General features: G+C 64.4%; 16 protein-coding genes. 10 read left to right on the top strand and 6 right to left on the bottom strand.

Annotated elements, in window-relative coordinates; all coding sequences use genetic code 11:
- Positions 1-31: 31 nt before the first annotated feature.
- From JQ507_17890 to JQ507_17880, 3 genes are all read left to right on the top strand, one after another.
- Positions 32-682, top strand: a complete 651-nt coding sequence (locus tag JQ507_17890; protein QRI66894.1) for a glutathione S-transferase family protein — start codon at positions 32-34, stop codon at positions 680-682.
- A gap of 141 nt (positions 683-823) precedes the next feature.
- Entirely contained in the window at positions 824-1867 is a 1044-nt protein-coding gene (locus JQ507_17885; protein ID QRI66893.1) for a dipeptidase, read from the top strand.
- Positions 1868-1970: 103 nt separating this feature from the next.
- Positions 1971-3038, top strand: a complete 1068-nt coding sequence (locus JQ507_17880) for an extracellular solute-binding protein (protein ID QRI66892.1) — start codon at positions 1971-1973, stop codon at positions 3036-3038.
- 116 nt (positions 3039-3154) lie between these two features.
- On the opposite strand, the gene JQ507_17875 is transcribed toward JQ507_17880, so the two are convergent.
- On the bottom strand, positions 3155-4132 hold the full coding sequence (locus JQ507_17875) for a helix-turn-helix domain-containing protein (GenBank protein QRI66891.1): 978 nt from the start codon (positions 4130-4132) through the stop codon (positions 3155-3157).
- A 153-nt stretch (positions 4133-4285) separates the two neighbouring features.
- On the opposite strand from JQ507_17875, the gene JQ507_17870 reads away from it, so the two are divergent.
- Entirely contained in the window at positions 4286-4549 is a 264-nt protein-coding gene (locus JQ507_17870) for a tautomerase family protein (GenBank protein QRI66890.1), read from the top strand.
- 177 nt (positions 4550-4726) lie between these two features.
- Here the strand turns inward: JQ507_17870 and glnA are convergent, their stop codons facing one another.
- The gene (gene glnA, locus JQ507_17865; GenBank protein QRI66889.1) at positions 4727-6136 is read right to left on the bottom strand and encodes a type I glutamate--ammonia ligase; all 1410 of its coding nucleotides are present in this window, start codon (positions 6134-6136) and stop codon (positions 4727-4729) included.
- A gap of 150 nt (positions 6137-6286) precedes the next feature.
- The gene (locus tag JQ507_17860) at positions 6287-6625 is read right to left on the bottom strand and encodes a P-II family nitrogen regulator (protein QRI66888.1); all 339 of its coding nucleotides are present in this window, start codon (positions 6623-6625) and stop codon (positions 6287-6289) included.
- Between the two features lie 354 nt (positions 6626-6979).
- On the opposite strand from JQ507_17860, the gene JQ507_17855 reads away from it, so the two are divergent.
- Both JQ507_17855 and JQ507_17850 read left to right on the top strand, forming a co-directional pair.
- The gene (locus JQ507_17855) at positions 6980-8479 is read left to right on the top strand and encodes a bifunctional ADP-dependent NAD(P)H-hydrate dehydratase/NAD(P)H-hydrate epimerase (GenBank protein ID QRI66887.1); all 1500 of its coding nucleotides are present in this window, start codon (positions 6980-6982) and stop codon (positions 8477-8479) included.
- Positions 8457-8918, top strand: a complete 462-nt coding sequence (locus JQ507_17850) for a GNAT family N-acetyltransferase (GenBank protein ID QRI66886.1) — start codon at positions 8457-8459, stop codon at positions 8916-8918. The genes JQ507_17855 and JQ507_17850 overlap by 23 nt, the downstream gene beginning before the upstream one ends.
- A gap of 57 nt (positions 8919-8975) precedes the next feature.
- On the opposite strand, the gene JQ507_17845 is transcribed toward JQ507_17850, so the two are convergent.
- On the bottom strand, positions 8976-9803 hold the full coding sequence (locus JQ507_17845; protein ID QRI66885.1) for an oxidoreductase: 828 nt from the start codon (positions 9801-9803) through the stop codon (positions 8976-8978).
- A 112-nt stretch (positions 9804-9915) separates the two neighbouring features.
- On the opposite strand from JQ507_17845, the gene JQ507_17840 reads away from it, so the two are divergent.
- Positions 9916-10881, top strand: a complete 966-nt coding sequence (locus tag JQ507_17840; GenBank protein QRI66884.1) for a LysR family transcriptional regulator — start codon at positions 9916-9918, stop codon at positions 10879-10881.
- Between the two features lie 124 nt (positions 10882-11005).
- Here the strand turns inward: JQ507_17840 and JQ507_17835 are convergent, their stop codons facing one another.
- The gene (locus JQ507_17835; protein ID QRI66883.1) at positions 11006-11347 is read right to left on the bottom strand and encodes a monooxygenase; all 342 of its coding nucleotides are present in this window, start codon (positions 11345-11347) and stop codon (positions 11006-11008) included.
- A 202-nt stretch (positions 11348-11549) separates the two neighbouring features.
- On the opposite strand from JQ507_17835, the gene JQ507_17830 reads away from it, so the two are divergent.
- From JQ507_17830 to JQ507_17820, 3 genes are all read left to right on the top strand, one after another.
- On the top strand, positions 11550-12101 hold the full coding sequence (locus JQ507_17830; protein ID QRI66882.1) for a TetR family transcriptional regulator C-terminal domain-containing protein: 552 nt from the start codon (positions 11550-11552) through the stop codon (positions 12099-12101).
- An 84-nt stretch (positions 12102-12185) separates the two neighbouring features.
- Positions 12186-13298: an alkene reductase gene (locus JQ507_17825; GenBank protein QRI66881.1), complete on the top strand. Its 1113-nt coding sequence runs from the start codon at positions 12186-12188 to the stop codon at positions 13296-13298.
- Positions 13299-13494: 196 nt separating this feature from the next.
- A complete protein-coding gene (locus tag JQ507_17820) occupies positions 13495-13647 on the top strand; it encodes a hypothetical protein (GenBank protein ID QRI66880.1) in 153 nt (50 codons plus the stop codon).
- Between the two features lie 111 nt (positions 13648-13758).
- Here JQ507_17820 and JQ507_17815 read toward each other — a convergent pair whose 3' ends face one another.
- Positions 13759-14619 (bottom strand): hypothetical protein, encoded by an 861-nt coding sequence (locus JQ507_17815; GenBank protein ID QRI73394.1) that lies wholly within the window; start codon positions 14617-14619, stop codon positions 13759-13761.
- Positions 14620-14708 lie beyond the last annotated feature (89 nt).

Here is a 14708-nt window from a genome sequence, read left to right as displayed (position 1 = left end):
CAACCAACGCGTTCGCCGGGAGAAGCCTGCAGTGACCATCACGATTACCGCCTTTGAGCGGTCGCCCGACGGCGGCAAGGGACTGGCGCGGGATACGCGGGTTCGCTGGGCGCTTGAGGAGGTCGGGCAACCCTACGCGGTTCGCCTGGTTTCGTTTGCGGCGATGAAAGAGCCGGCACATATGGCGCTTCACCCGTTCGGCCAGATACCGACCTATCAAGAGGACGATCTCGTCCTGTTCGAGACAGGGGCGATCGTGTTCCACCTTGCCGAGCGCCATGCCGGCCTGCTGCCCGGTGACGCCAATGCCCGGTCGCGCGCAATTGCCTGGATGTTCGCCGCGCTCAACACGGTGGAGCCGCCGATCCTCGAGTTCGCGACTGCAAGGCTGTTCGAGCGCGACCGGCCGTGGCATGCGGAACGCCTGCCGCTGGTCGAGGATCGTGTCCGCCAGCGGCTCGACCAGTTGTCGGATCGTCTGGGCGATGCCGACTGGCTCGACGGCGCGTTCAGCGCCGGCGACCTGATGATGGTGTCGGTGCTGCTCCGGCTCAAACCTTCGGGCATGCTCGACGGGCATCCGAAGCTTGCGGCGTACGTCGCCCGCGGCGAATCGCGGCCCGCCTACAAGCGGGCCTTTGCAGCTCAGTTGGCGGTCAATCATCCGCAAGTCGCGGGCTGACCGAGGCAGTCCGTAGGATGGGTAGAGCGCAGCGAAACCCATCATCTCTCATGCGGTCCGCCGTTTGACGGGTATCGGTTCGCTCCACCATCCTACTTGGCGCAAGTTCGACGCGAGGTATGCACAGTGCAGGACCACACCATGATCGCGATCTTCGATGGCCACAATGACGCGGCTCAACAGCTCGCCGAGTACCGGGAAGGCGGCCGGGACTTTCTGGTGCGCTCGGAGGAAGGGCATCTCGATCTGCCGCGTGCCCGGGAAGGCGGCATGGTCGGCGGCTTGTTTGCGATGTACGCCAAGGCGGAGCATCCGCGACAGGGCGATTTCACGCGAACCGCCGACGGGTACGAGGTGCGCCTTGCCGAGCCGCTCGATGCGGCCTATGCGCGCCGCACCATCGATGCCCAGCTGAGCGGGCTGGATGCCATGATGGCCCGCGCCGACGGAAAGATCCGACGCGTGACAACCGTGGATGAGATCGAGGCGGCACGGCGGGACGCGGTGTTTTCGATCGTGCTGCACCTCGAAGGCGCCGAAGCGATCGACGCCGATCTCGACGGGCTGGCACGGCTCTATTCCCGCGGCCTGCGGTCGCTCGGCCCGGTCTGGAGCCGACCCAACATCTTCGGCCATGGCGTGCCGTTCGCCTATCCGCGCTCTCCGGATACCGGTCCCGGCCTGACCGACGCCGGCAAGGCGCTGGTGAAGGCCTGCAACGAACTCGGAATCATGCTCGATGCAGCCCACCTCAACGAGCGCGGTTTCTGGGATCTCGTGGCACTCAGCACGGCTCCGATCGTGGTCACCCACGCCTGCGCGCATGCGGTCTGCCCCGCGACCCGCAACCTGACCGACCGGCAGCTCGATGCCGTCAAAGCATCGGGCGGCGTCGTGGGCTTCAATTTCAGTGTGTCCGAGGTGCGCCCGGACGGGCACAGCGATCCCGACGCCCCGATCGAGACGGTCGCCGACCATCTCGGCTATCTGGTCGAGCGGATGGGCGACGACCACGTCGCGCTGGGGTCCGACTTCGACGGTGCGGTGATGCCGCGTCCGCTCAGGGATGCAAGCCATCTCCAGAACCTGATCCAGGCATTGCGCGGGCGCGGTTTCGACGACGCCACGCTGCGCAAGATCGGCTTTGACAACTGGATGCGGGTGCTGCGCCGAAGCTGGCGGTGATCGGTCCGTAGGACGGGTATCGCTTCGCTCCACCCATCCTACGCGCTATGCTCCCTTGACAATCGAGCGGCCGGCCAACGGCCCGCTTTCAGGGAGTAGATGGATGCAGGACCGCAAATGGTCGCGACGCGACTGGCTCAAGCTGACGACGGCCACCGCCGCCGGGATGGTGTTCGCCGAACCGCTGCGGGCGGGGCCGCCGCCGGCTGAGGCCGTGACGCCGGAGCTGATCGCGGCGGCCAAGAAGGAAGGCAAAATCTCGTACTACAGCGCGCTCGAACTGAACACGGCGGAGCGCCTGGCGCGCGACTTCGAGCAGAAATATCCGGGGATCAGCGTCCGCGTCGAGCGCTCAGGCGCCGAACGCATCTTCCAGCGCATCGCCCAGGAGCAGGGCAGCGGCATCCACGCCGTCGATGTCGCCAACTCCACCGATCCCGCGCACTACCTCGACTGGAAGAAGAACGACTGGCTCGCGGCCTACGTGCCGGAATCCGTCGCAAAGCATTTTCCCGCCGACCAGATCGATCCCGACGGCACGTCGGCGACCTCCTGCGCCTGGTTCGAGGTGATCGGCTACAACACCGAGCAGGTAAAGCGCGAGGACGCGCCGAAGAGCTATGCCGACCTGCTCGATCCGAAATGGCGTGGCAAGATCGTCAAGGGGCACCCGGGCTACTCCGGCGCGATCCTGACCGCAACCTTCGTGCTGGCGCGCGATCTCGGCTGGCCGTACCTGGAGAAGCTGTCGCAGCAGCGGGTGATGCAGGTGCAGTCGGCCGCCGATCCGCCGAAGAAGATCCTGCTCGGCGAGCGCGCCGTCATGGCCGACGGCAACGACTACAACCTCGTGCTGGCCAAGGACCAGGGCAAGCCGGTCGAGGTGGTCTATCCGACCGAGGGCGCGCCGCTGATCATCGTGCCGAGCGGCATCTTCAAGAGCGCGCCGAACCCGAACGCGGCGCGGCTGTTCCAGAGCTATTTCTTCAGCGCCGAAACCCAGCAGATGCTGGCTGACGAATTCGCGCACCGCTCGTTCCACGCCGGGGTGAAGGAGAAGGCCGGCCACGTGCCGCTCGACAAGCTGAAGGTGCTCAGGGCCGATCCCGCCCAGGTGCAGGAGCAGAGCGAGGAGATCAAGGCGCGCTACGCGAAACTGTTTCGGGTGTAGGCGCGTCGCGGTCGGTAGGATGGGTAGAGCGGAGCGAAACCCATCATTTGCGCGTGGTTCGACATGATGGGTTTCACTCCGCTCTAACCATCCTACGCGCTCCTCATCCGACGCGGCTACGCCGCGCGAATTGATCGCTGCGCGCGGTAGGCTTGCGGCGACAGCAGCGTCAGCTTTCGGAAGGCTTTGCGGAAGCTGCTCTCGTCCTCATAGCCGGTGGCGCGGGCGATCGCCTTGATCGGTTGCGCCGTGGTCTCCAGCAGCGTGCGGGCGTGCTCGACGCGGCGTCGCGTGATGAAGGCTTGCGGCGGCTCGTGGGTCAATTCGCGGAAACGGCGGTTCAACGTGCGTTCGCTCAGGCCCAGCGCCTGCGCGAGGCCCCGCACCGTGATCGGCGCCTTGCCGGTGCGGCGAACCAGCATGTCCGCTTTCATCAGCAGCGGGTCCTGCGCGAGCATGTAGCCGAGCGGCATGAAGATCGCCTGGGTGCGTTGCGCGGTGTCGATCACGGCGTAGTCGGCGCAGACTTTCGCGACCTCGGCGCCTTCGACCAGCTCGATCAACCGCAGCAGCAGGTCGACCCATGACATCGGGCCGGCGGCACAGACCAGGCGATCGGCCTGGGTGATGACGGCGTCGCTGGCGAGGTCGATCCTGGGATGGCGGCGGCGGAGCTCGCTCTGCAGCCACCAGGTGATGGTGGCGCGGCGGCCGTCGAGCAGCCCGGCATTGGCGAGCAGCAGCACGCCGCTGCAGAAAGCGCCGATCAGCCGGCCGCTGGCATGCTGCTGGCGCAGCCAGGCGCCGGCACGGTCATATTGCGGTTGCAGGCGCTCGGCAGTGAGGTGATCGACCAGGCTGCCCGGCACGATGATTGCGTCGAATGCGGCCCGCTTGCTGATGGCACCGTCGACCGCAACGAGCTTTCCGCCGCCGGCGCGCACCGCCTTGCCGTCGAGCGAGAGCGTCTGCCAGCTGAAGCACGCCTTGCCGCCGCGCAGCGCCATCACATGGTTGCCGAGCGTGAGGATGTCGGCGATGCCGGCGACCGCCGATTGCATGCAGGCTTCCAGCGCGAGTATCGCAAGCTTCATGGGGACCTCCTGATGTTGCCGGCATCCTACCTGATCGGCGCGATCAGGCCATGGCGGATATTGCCCGATCTCTGTCTGATCGGCCACTGCCTCTTTGGGTCATGCAGGTCCACCTTCGCTGCGTTGTCACCACCTCAGCAATGGAGAGAGACCATGCCTTACGTCACCATTTCCACCGTCCGCGGCATCTTCGACGTCGCGCAGAAGAAGGCGCTGCTCGAGCGCGTCACCGATCTCATGGTCGAGGTCGAGGGCCAGGGCGACCCGGACTTCCGCCGCAACGTCTGGGTCAAGATCGAGGAGGGCGAGCCGGCGAGCTGGTCGCTCGGCGGCATGATGCCGACGCCGGACCTGATCGCGGGCAAGTTCGGCGCGCTCGATGCCGGGGGGCGGCGGGTCGCGAAGGCGAAGGTGTAAGCGAAGAAGAGGCGTTTTCGCCACATCGTCATTGCGAGCGAAGCGAAGCAATCCATCTCTCCGTATGCGCGGACGTATGGATTGCTTCGTCGCTTCGCTCCTCGCAATGACAGATGCCCCAAAAACAAAAGGCGCTTCCATCGGAAGCGCCTTTCGCGTGTGTTCAGTGCTGCTAGCTTACAGCGAGTAGTACATCTCGAACTCGACCGGGTGCGGGGTCATTTCGAAACGGGCGACCTCGGTCATCTTCAGTTCGATATAGGCGTCGATGAAGTCGTCGTCGAACACGCCGCCGTTCTTGAGGAATGCGCGATCCTTGTCGAGGCTCTCGAGCGCTTCGCGCAAGCTGCCGCAGACGGTCGGGATCTGCTTCAGTTCTTCCTTCGGCAGATCGTAGAGGTCCTTGTCCATCGCCGGGCCCGGATCGATCTTGTTCTTGATGCCGTCGAGGCCGGCCATCAGCATCGCGGCGAAGCCGAGATAGGGATTGGCCATCGGATCGGGGAAACGCACCTCGACGCGCTTGGCCTTCGGGTTCGCGGTGTAGGGGATGCGGCAGGATGCCGAACGGTTGCGCGCGGAGTAGGCGAGCAGCACCGGAGCTTCATAGCCCGGGACCAGACGCTTGTAGGAGTTGGTCGACGGGTTGGTGAAGGCGTTGATCGCCTTGGCGTGCTTGATGATGCCGCCGATGTAGTGCAGGCAGGTCTCCGACAGGTCGGCGTACTTGTTGCCGGCGAAGGTCGGCTTGCCGTCCTTCCAGATCGACTGGTGGACGTGCATGCCCGAGCCGTTATCGCCATAGACCGGCTTCGGCATGAAGGTGGCGGTCTTGCCGTAGATGTGCGCGACCTGGTGGATGCAGTACTTGTAGACCTGCATCTGGTCGGCCATCAGCGTCAGCGTGTCGAACTTCATGCCGAGCTCGTGCTGGGCGGAGGCGACCTCGTGGTGATGCTTCTCGACCTTGACGCCCATCTTGGCCATCGCGCCGAGCATCTCGGAGCGCATGTCCTGCACCGAGTCCTGCGGCGGCACCGGGAAGTAGCCGGCCTTGGTGCGGATGCGGTGACCGAGGTTGCCGCCCTCATATTCGGTCGAGGAGTTGATCGGCAGCTCGGAGGAGTCGAGGCGGAAGCCGGTGTTGTAGGGGTCGGCCGAATAGCGCACGTCGTCGAACACGAAGAACTCGGCCTCGGGGCCGACGAATACGGTGTCGCCCACGCCCATCGACTTCACCATCGCCTCGGCCTTCTTGGCGATGCCGCGGGGATCGCGGTTGTAGGGCTCGCCGGTGGTCGGCTCGAGCACGTCGCAGGTGATGACCATGGTGGTCTCGGCGAAGAACGGGTCGATCGTCGCGGTGACCGGGTCGGGCATCAGGCACATGTCGGATTCATTGATCGCCTTCCAGCCGGCGATCGACGATCCGTCGAACATCGTGCCCTCGGCGAAGATGTCGTCATCGATCATGCTGACGTCGAAGGTCACGTGCTGCCACTTGCCGCGCGGATCGGTGAAGCGCAGGTCGACGTATTTGACGTCGTTGTCCTTGATCGATTTCAGGACGTCTTTGGCGGTCTTCATGAATACCCCTTATGGATGTGCGGGTGTGTTTCCGGCGGTGGGCGACGTTATTCCCGCTTTTGGCGGGTTCGTGTGACTACTCAAACGAAATCAGGCTGCCGAAGCAGCCTTTTTTCTCTTTTGCGTCAGAAATTCCGGATAGCACCGCCCTTAAATAGCGTCCAGCCCGGATTCGCCGGTCCGGATGCGGATGGCCTCCTCGATGTTGGAGACGAAGATCTTTCCGTCGCCGATCCGTCCGGTCTGGGCGGCGCGCCGGATCGCGTCGATCGCCTTCTCGACCAGATCGTCGCCGATCACGATCTCGATCTTTACCTTGGGCAGGAAGTCGACGATGTATTCCGCACCGCGATACAGTTCGGCATGGCCCTTCTGGCGGCCAAATCCCTTGGCCTCGGTTACGGTGATGCCTTGCAGTCCGACTTCCTGGAGCGCTTCTTTCACCTCGTCGAGCTTGAAGGGCTTGATGATGGCTTCAATCTTCTTCACTGAGCGCCTCCCGGGCATTGCAGATTGCAGGGTCAAGTTCGATGCGCGTGGGGCGCAGTCTGGTTGGTCTTAAGCCTTCCGGCGGCTAGCCGGAAGCACGCGCAATGGTCGCATCGGGCGGCCTTGTGCGCGGCTTCCTCAAAAGCAGGGTCTATGCCAAGTTGTTAAGGTCCCCGATTTCGGAATGTTATCAGCCTTTTAACAGGCAATCGGCTGATATCGAACCAAGTGGGCTATGATAGCTAAGCCTAACAAATAGGCAAATAGATCAATCCATATGCAGACGGCCAGTAGAAACCCCGCGAACGTTACAGGAATTGCCTCTCGAAAAGGCGAAGCGATTGAGGATTCGGCATGGACGTTCTGACCACCACCGAGATGGAGCGTGCCGATCGGCTGACCATCGCAGCCGGCACGCCGGGCTTCGCGTTGATGATGAGCGCCGGCCAGGCCGTCGCTGAAGCCGCGATGGACCTGGTCGAGGAGGGGCCGATCGTCGTGGTCGCCGGCCGCGGCAACAATGGCGGCGATGGCTTTGTCGCCGCCGCCGAGCTCGCCGCGCGCGGCCGCGAGGTCTCGGTGATCCTGCTTTGCGAGCGCGACAGCCTGCAGGGCGATGCGGCGCTGGCGGCGAAGGGCTGGAAATATCCGGTGCTGCCGTTCAACCCGCAGGCGCTCGGCAAGCCGGCGCTGATCATCGACGCGCTGTTCGGCGCCGGGCTCAATCGCCCGGTGAAGGGCGACCCGCTGGAGATGATCGATGCGATCAACGCCAGCGGTACGCCGGTGCTGGCGGTCGATCTGCCGAGCGGCATCAACGGCACATCGGGCGCTGTCATGGGGGCCGCCGTGCAGGCGACCGAAACCGTCACCTTCTTCCGCAAGAAGCCCGCGCATCTGCTGCTGCCGGGCCGAATGTATTGCGGTCGGGTGCGCGTAGCCGATATCGGCATCGACGCGCAGGTGCTCGACGAGATCAAGCCGCTGATCGCGGAGAACCTGCCGCAGGCCTGGCGCTGGTCGTTTCCGGTGCCGCGGATCGACGGCCACAAATATGCGAGGGGGCATGCCGTCGTGGTCTCCGGCGATCTCGCCTCGACCGGTGCGGCGCGGCTTGCCGCGCGCGCCGCACTGCGCGCTGGAGCCGGCCTCGTGACGCTGGCCTCGCCGCGCGATGCGCTTGCCGTCAACGCGGCGGCGTTGACCGCGGTGATGGTGCGCGCGGTCGATAACCCGATCCAGTTCGCCGAGTTGCTCGACGACAAGCGCCTCAATGCCTGCGTGATCGGCCCCGGCGCCGGCGTCAGCGCGCGCACCCGCGACTTCGTTCACACCGCGCTCTCGGCGCGGCGGCATCTGGTGCTCGACGCCGACGCCCTGACCAGCTTTGCCGGTTCGCCGGACCGGCTGTTCGAGGCGATCAAGGCGGCCGAAGGGCTCGGCGTGGTGCTGACCCCGCATGAGGGCGAGTTTCCGCGGCTGTTCAGCGATATCTCCAACAAGCATCCCGGCCGCTCCAAGCTCGAGCGGGTGCGCGCGGCGGCCGAGCGCTCCGGCGCGGTGGTGCTGCTGAAGGGCGCCGACACGGTGATCGCATCTCCGGATGGGCGCGCCACCATCGCCGCCAACGCGCCGCCCTGGCTTGCCACCGCCGGCGCCGGCGACGTGCTCGCCGGCATCATTGCGGGCTTCCTGGCGCAGGGCGTCGCCGCTTTCGAGGCGGCCAGCATCGGCGTGTGGCTGCACGGCGAAGGCGCCGGCGAGGCGGGGCCCGGCCTGATCGCGGAGGATTTGACCGAGGTGCTGCCTGCGGTGTTCCGCCGTCTCTATGATGAGTTCGGGATTGAGTATTAGGCGGCTCGCGCTTGCGGACATGGACGCCGCCGCGCGCGTGCATCGTGCGTCGTTCGATCACGCACTGCCCTGGCTCGTCGGCCTGCACACGCCCGACGAAGACCGCTGGTTCTATCGAGAGCAGATGTTTGCGGCCTGCACATTGTGGGGCGCGTTCGATGGCGAGACGATGTCTGGCGTGATCGCGTTCCGCGACGATTGGATCGAGCAGCTCTACGTGCTGCCGGATGCACAGGGCCGCGGCATCGGCGGCGCGCTGCTTGCGATCGCGCAGCAAGCCGTCGACCGGCTGCAACTCTGGACCTTCCAGCGCAACGCACGGGCGCGAAGCTTCTACGAGGCGCGCAGCTTTGTCGTCGTCGAGCGGACCGATGGCAGCCGCAACGAGGAGAAGGAACCGGACGTGCGCTATCTCTGGACGCGAGTAGCCGCGAGCTAGTTTCAAGAGGGGCCGGTCCGCCTTGCTATGACGGACCGCCGCGGCGACTGGTGCTGCTCAGGCAATGTCGGTGGAGAGCGAGACGCTCTTCCACGCAGCGAATTCGGCCTGCAGCAGCTTCATCTTGTCCTCGACCAGCCGCACCGCATCGCTGCCGAGCAGCAGGTGCGCCGGCGGATCGGCCGACAGTGCGAGTTTTAGCATGGCCTGCGCGGCCTTCTGGGGATCGCCAACCTGCCGGCCGCTCATTTCCAGGCGGCGTTTGCGGATCGGGTCAATGAGAGCGTCATAGTCTGCGATCGATCGTTCCGCCCGTACCATCGATCGCCCAGCCCAGTCGGTGCGGAAGCTGCCGGGCTCGACCGCCGTGACCTTGATGCCGAGGTCATTGACCTCCTTGCCGAGGGTTTCGGAGATCCCTTCCAGCGCGAACTTGCTGCCGTGATAGTAGCCGAGACCGGGCATCGTGATGAACCCGCCCATCGACGTGACGTTGAGGATATGCCCGGCGCGGCGTTTGCGCATGAAGGGCAGCACCGCCTGGATCATCGCCACCGCGCCGAAGACGTTGACCTCGAACTGGCGTCGCAGATCGTCGATCGATGATTCCTCCAGGATGCCCTCGTGACCATAGCCGGCATTGTTCACCAGAACGCCGATCGCGCCGATCGTGCGCTCGACGTCGGCGACGGCGGGCGCGATGGCCCCGAAGTCGGTCACATCAAGGATTACCGCGTGCACGCCTTCGCCGAGCGCCTCGAACTTCTGCTTGTCGTTCTCGTTGCGCACGGTGCCGACGACGGTATGGCCATCGCTCAATGCTGCCTCGGCCAACGCGCGGCCGAAGCCGGACGAAACGCCCGTGATGAGGAATGTCTTTGGCATAGGGAATGTCCTTTGTTCAGGTTGCCGATCCAGATTGCGGGCTCGATATAGTCGACTTGATTAGTGCAATAATCAGCATAAAGTGGCATGACCTGATGCAGGTAATCGTACAATGCAGCATGCTGGCCTTTTCGAGCTGAACGCGGTCGTCGCGATCTCGACGCATCGCAGCTTTCGCGCCGCCGCGACCGAGCTCGGCATTTCGCCCTCGGCGCTCAGTCATGCGATCGCCGCGCTGGAGAAGAAGCTGGGCGTGCGTCTCATCAACCGGACGACACGCAGCGTCGCGCTGTCGGAGGCGGGCGAGCGCTTCCTCGCCAGGGTCAGTCCCGCGCTGCGCGAGATTGCCGGCGCCATGGAGGACGTGAACGAGTTCCGCGACACTCCCGCAGGAACGCTGCGCATCAACCTGAAGGAGCGCGCCGCGCACCAGATCCTCCGTCCCGTCGTCGCAAAGTTTCTGCGGCACTATCCCGACATGAACGTCGAATTGACGCTGGAGGGCCGGCCCATCGATATCGTCGCGGAGGGCTTTGATGCCGGCATCCGGCTGGCTGAAGCCGTGCCGCAAGACATGGTCGCGATTCCCTGCGGCCCGGACACGCGCTTCATCGTCGTTGGCGCGCCCGGCTATTTCGCGCGCGCGTTGGTGCCGCGGTCTCCGCTTGATCTGCTCACCCATGAATGCATTCGCAGGCGGATGCCCAGCGGCAAGATCTATCACTGGGAATTCGAGAAGCGCGGCGGCGAGCAGATGGCGGTGGATGTCCCGGGCAGGCTGACCCTCGACAATGACGCCTTGATGGTCGAATCCGCGGTCGAAGGCCTGGGACTGGCGTTCATCAGTGATTTCTGGGTCACGGGACATCTCGCCGCCGGAACGTTACGATCCGTGCTGGACGACTGGACGCCGCCATTCCCCGGCTTGCGCCTCTATTATCCGCGGCATCGGCACATGACGGCCGGGCTCCGAGCTTTCGTCGACATGATACGGGCGGAGACGAAGTTGGCCGCCAAGGGGGGCGGGGTTCACGCAGACCCGGCCAAGCGACCGCACGATCGTCGCAAACGGGTTTGAACTGCCCGACGCCCGTACTAGAGCGCGTCAGGGCGAGCCGTACGTGACGATCTATCGCGCGATTGTTGCTGAGGACGTCGGCGCTGCGCTCAGCTGCGCGCGTTTGGCGACAACGCAGGCCGATTCATTCCGCGGCTGAAATCAGCGGGGACTGGTTCACGCGCGTCTCGCCCTTCAGATTGTCGACGGTGACGTACGTGTCGTACCAGGTCAGCCGCGGCCGGGCTCCGAAGCGTTCGGTGAGCTCGGCGATCTTGGCCTCGGTAAACCATGCCTCGGCTGCCTCCCGGCTCTCCCACAAATAGACGCCGCCGGTGCCGGCTTCTCCGTTGAGATAGTCTTTGCGGATCAGCCCCTTTGTTGCGAGGTTTCGATAAATGGGGGCGGTGCCCATGCCGCCCTTGATGGCCTGTTCTTCAGTTCGCTTCGGAAGGTCGAATTGAACGACGACGATACACTGTGCCATCCCGGTTCTCCGATCTGAGTCTACGCGGTGTCAGGTTCGCTCGGCGGCACGCCGATCTGGTCGAACAATACAGTATGCAGCCCGCGCTTGTCCCGATCTACGCAGAGTGCGCCCGGTGGAGTAGCGCTTGACATTTAAGACGACCGGTCATATTGGTCGTTCAGGAGATCAGAGCATGGCGAGGCCGAGCGTCCGGGAACAATTGATCGAGGCGGGGTTGCAGACCCTGCACCGCCATGGCTTCAACGGCACCGGAGTTCAGGACATCACGGTTGCCGCCGGGGTGCCGAAGGGATCGTTCTACAATCACTTCGAGAGCAAGGAAGCTTTGGCGCTGGAGGCGCTGGAGCGGTATTGGCAGAACGGCGCCGCTCGGCGCGTACAGCTAAGCGACACAAGTGTCGACCCTGTGGAGCGGCTTCGTCGCTTCTTTCGTGGCTTGTCGGACCTCGCCATCCGTCAGAATTTCCAAACGGGATGCATGATCGGGAACTTCAGTGCAGAGCTCTCTGTGCAGAGCAACGAGGTCCGCGATCGTCTCGCCGAGATCTACGCCGCCTGGAGCCGCGCGATCGAATCCTGCGTGCGCGAGGCCGAGAAAGCCGGCCGCGTCCAGCCGCGTCTGCCCGCCGCCACCATTGCGACATTCCTGGTCAATGCCTGGGAGGGCGCTGTGCTCAGGTCCAAGGTCGAACAGGACAAGTCGCCGTTCGATCAGTTCGAGCGCTTGGTATTCGCAAGCATCTTCGCCTGAGCCGTCGAGAGCCAAAGGTACCAAAGAGCCACCGGCATCAACTTGTTTTGCGACTAAGATGACCGGTCATATTGGAGAGAGAAAATGAAGCTTTCAACTTCGTTCCAGCTTGGAGCCTTTCGGCTCGCGCACCGTGTTGTGATGCCGCCGTTGACCAGGATGCGATCAGCCAACGGCGTGCCGTCGCCGCTCGCCGCGACCTATTACGGTCAGCGCGCGACCGAAGGCGGGCTGATCATCGCCGAAGCGACCCAGATTTCCCAGCAAGGGCAGGGCTATCCGCGGACGCCGGGAATCTACACGGAGGACCAGATCGCGGGTTGGCGCACCGTCGTCGACGCAGTCAAGGAGCGAGGCGGAGTGATCTTCCTGCAGCTGTGGCACGTGGGAAGGATTTCGCACTCCTCGTTTCAAAAGGACGGAGCCGTTCCTGTCGCGCCGTCTGCGATCCGGCCGGCAGGCAATGCTTTCAAGAGCGATTTTCAGCGCGCGCCTTATGAGACGCCCCGCGCGCTCGAGTTGAGCGAAATCGTGCAGATTGTCGCCGACTACCGCAAGGCCGCGGAGAACGCCAAGCGGGCCGGGTTCGACGGCATCGAGATTCATGCCGCCAACGGTTATCTGCTTCAGCAATTTCTGGAGGACAAGACCAATCACCGCACCGACCGCTATGGCGGCTCGATCGAGAACCGCGCCCGTCTGCTGTTTGAAGTCCTCGATGCAGTCTCGGACGTGTGGCCGGCCGATCGCATCGGCGTTCGGCTGTCGCCGTTCAGCAGCGTCGGCGATGTCGCGGACAGTGACCCGATGTCTCTGTACACGCACGTCATCAAGCAACTGGCCGCACGTCAGATCGGCTTCCTGCATTTGATCGAGGCTCGGGTGCGCGCCGGTCTGGTGGATCAGACCGACGACGCAGCACCGCAATCCGTCGCTACGCTGTTGCGCCCGTTGTTTCCCGGGCCGTTCATTGTGTCGGGAGGCTTCACCGCCGAGACCGCCGAGGAGGCGCTCGCCGCGGGCACGGCAGACCTCGTCGCGTTCGGGCGTGCCTTCATCGCCAATCCCGATCTGCCGAGGCGTCTCGCGCTCGGCGCGCCGCTCAACGCGCCGGATCGATCGACATTCTACGGCGGCGCCGAGCGCGGCTACACCGACTATCCGAGCCTCGATGAGGTCGGCGCATTCAGCGCCTGAGCCGGGAAAGGCACGAGAGCGATGGACGCGGTGACACGGACCAGTTTCGCCCAAATGATAGCGGCGTTGGAGCATCAGGGATGAACAGGGCAAGAGCTGGGTCTCGTTCGACGATTACGCCGTCTCGCTGGTCGACGAACGCGAAAAGTTCGCGCATGAGCGCGCGCTTCGGCGTCGGCGGCGAGGGAGAGCGACGATGAAGCTCTACGGGTTCGGGCCGGCGGCGAGCGCCCAGCGCGTTCGGGTCTTCTTGGCCGAAAAGGGGCTCGATGTCCCGACCGAACAATTGAACGTGCGCGACGACGATCAGTTCGCCGCAGCGTTCACGGCGATGAACCCGTTCCACTGAAGCGGAGAGAAAACGGCCGAAACAGCCCAACGCAACTCTGACCGGCCGATACTCTTGCAGTGCGAGAAACGTCGCGCGATCACACGCGGCCTGCCGGCTGGAACTGCTTGATCAATTGCGCACGAAATAGAGCGGCGTCCGCAGCGTCAGCTGATAGGACGGCTTCGGCACCCATATGATTTGAGCCGTGACTCCGAACAGGCGATTGTCGTTGTCGTCCATCCGATCGAGATCGAGCCGGAGAATCGGCTGGGTGAACGACCGAACCGGCGTGAAGGACAGGAACTGTGCGCCGCCGAAATATTGCACGCCGGCGCGGCCGGTGAATTTCCAGTTGCTCGGCCACTGATAGTAGCCGCCGACATAGCCGATGATGTTTGGATGGATTCGGGCGAGCGCGGTCGCCACCTCGACGCGGGTATCCTGGATACCCGCCAGCATGCCCCGCGTGGCGTCCGCGTCGAAGGCGTAGTCGAACTCGAGAACGTTGTTGAAGGTCGTCGTCCCGGTCGGCCCGTTCGGGATCGCCTGGGTGATTGTCGATTGCCAGGTGATGGTCGGGATCGAGCCGCCTTTCTGGCTGTAGAGATCTGCCTGAAACCCGACGTTCCAGCTGGTGACATCGAACGCCGACCAGCCCTGCGCGGGTCCGTAGGTGGTCGTGCCGGAGACGCCGGCATAGAGCGAGACGGTATCGCTGACATCCACCGTCAACGGGAGATCGACAGCGAGGGATTGCCGGGATGGCAGGGATACGCTGGTCGGAAGCGTGCCGCCATTGGCAAGCGCAAGCGACTGGAGCGCGCTAAACAGCGCCGGACTGCCGAAGCCGACCGGCAACGCGCCGGCCGGCACGGTTGCGTAACTTGTTCGCAGATCGAGATAGATGTTAGGCGTCGCGTCTGCCGGAGCGCCGCTGTCGTCGTTGCGATCCTTGCCGAACGCGGCTCCGCTGAAGCACAAGCCGATCAGACAGGCCGCGACAAGCCTCGGAAGGAAGAGGCGCAATGCGACGGTTGAGCGGCGAGGGAAAACTGGCACGGCCTCCGGGCTCCTCCTCG

Origin of the sequence: Bradyrhizobium sp. PSBB068 (genome assembly GCA_016839165.1) — a bacterium.
GTDB lineage: Bacteria > Pseudomonadota > Alphaproteobacteria > Rhizobiales > Xanthobacteraceae > Bradyrhizobium.
Note: the sequence above shows the minus strand (reverse complement) of the source record. Positions and strands in the feature narration are given on the sequence as shown.

Excerpts from the sequence above, each read along its gene's own strand:
- JQ507_17885 (QRI66893.1), top strand. The coding sequence starts at position 824 with ATGATCGCGATCTTCGATGGCCACAATGACGCGGCTCAACAGCTCGCC.
- JQ507_17880 (QRI66892.1), top strand. The coding sequence starts at position 1,971 with ATGCAGGACCGCAAATGGTCGCGACGCGACTGGCTCAAGCTGACGACG.
- JQ507_17875 (QRI66891.1), bottom strand. The coding sequence starts at position 4,132 with ATGAAGCTTGCGATACTCGCGCTGGAAGCCTGCATGCAATCGGCGGTC.
- JQ507_17870 (QRI66890.1), top strand. The coding sequence starts at position 4,286 with ATGCCTTACGTCACCATTTCCACCGTCCGCGGCATCTTCGACGTCGCG.
- glnA (QRI66889.1), bottom strand. The coding sequence starts at position 6,136 with ATGAAGACCGCCAAAGACGTCCTGAAATCGATCAAGGACAACGACGTC.
- JQ507_17855 (QRI66887.1), top strand. The coding sequence starts at position 6,980 with ATGGACGTTCTGACCACCACCGAGATGGAGCGTGCCGATCGGCTGACC.
- JQ507_17850 (QRI66886.1), top strand. The coding sequence starts at position 8,457 with ATGAGTTCGGGATTGAGTATTAGGCGGCTCGCGCTTGCGGACATGGAC.
- JQ507_17845 (QRI66885.1), bottom strand. The coding sequence starts at position 9,803 with ATGCCAAAGACATTCCTCATCACGGGCGTTTCGTCCGGCTTCGGCCGC.
- JQ507_17840 (QRI66884.1), top strand. The coding sequence starts at position 9,916 with ATGCAGCATGCTGGCCTTTTCGAGCTGAACGCGGTCGTCGCGATCTCG.
- JQ507_17835 (QRI66883.1), bottom strand. The coding sequence starts at position 11,347 with ATGGCACAGTGTATCGTCGTCGTTCAATTCGACCTTCCGAAGCGAACT.
- JQ507_17825 (QRI66881.1), top strand. The coding sequence starts at position 12,186 with ATGAAGCTTTCAACTTCGTTCCAGCTTGGAGCCTTTCGGCTCGCGCAC.
- JQ507_17820 (QRI66880.1), top strand. The coding sequence starts at position 13,495 with ATGAAGCTCTACGGGTTCGGGCCGGCGGCGAGCGCCCAGCGCGTTCGG.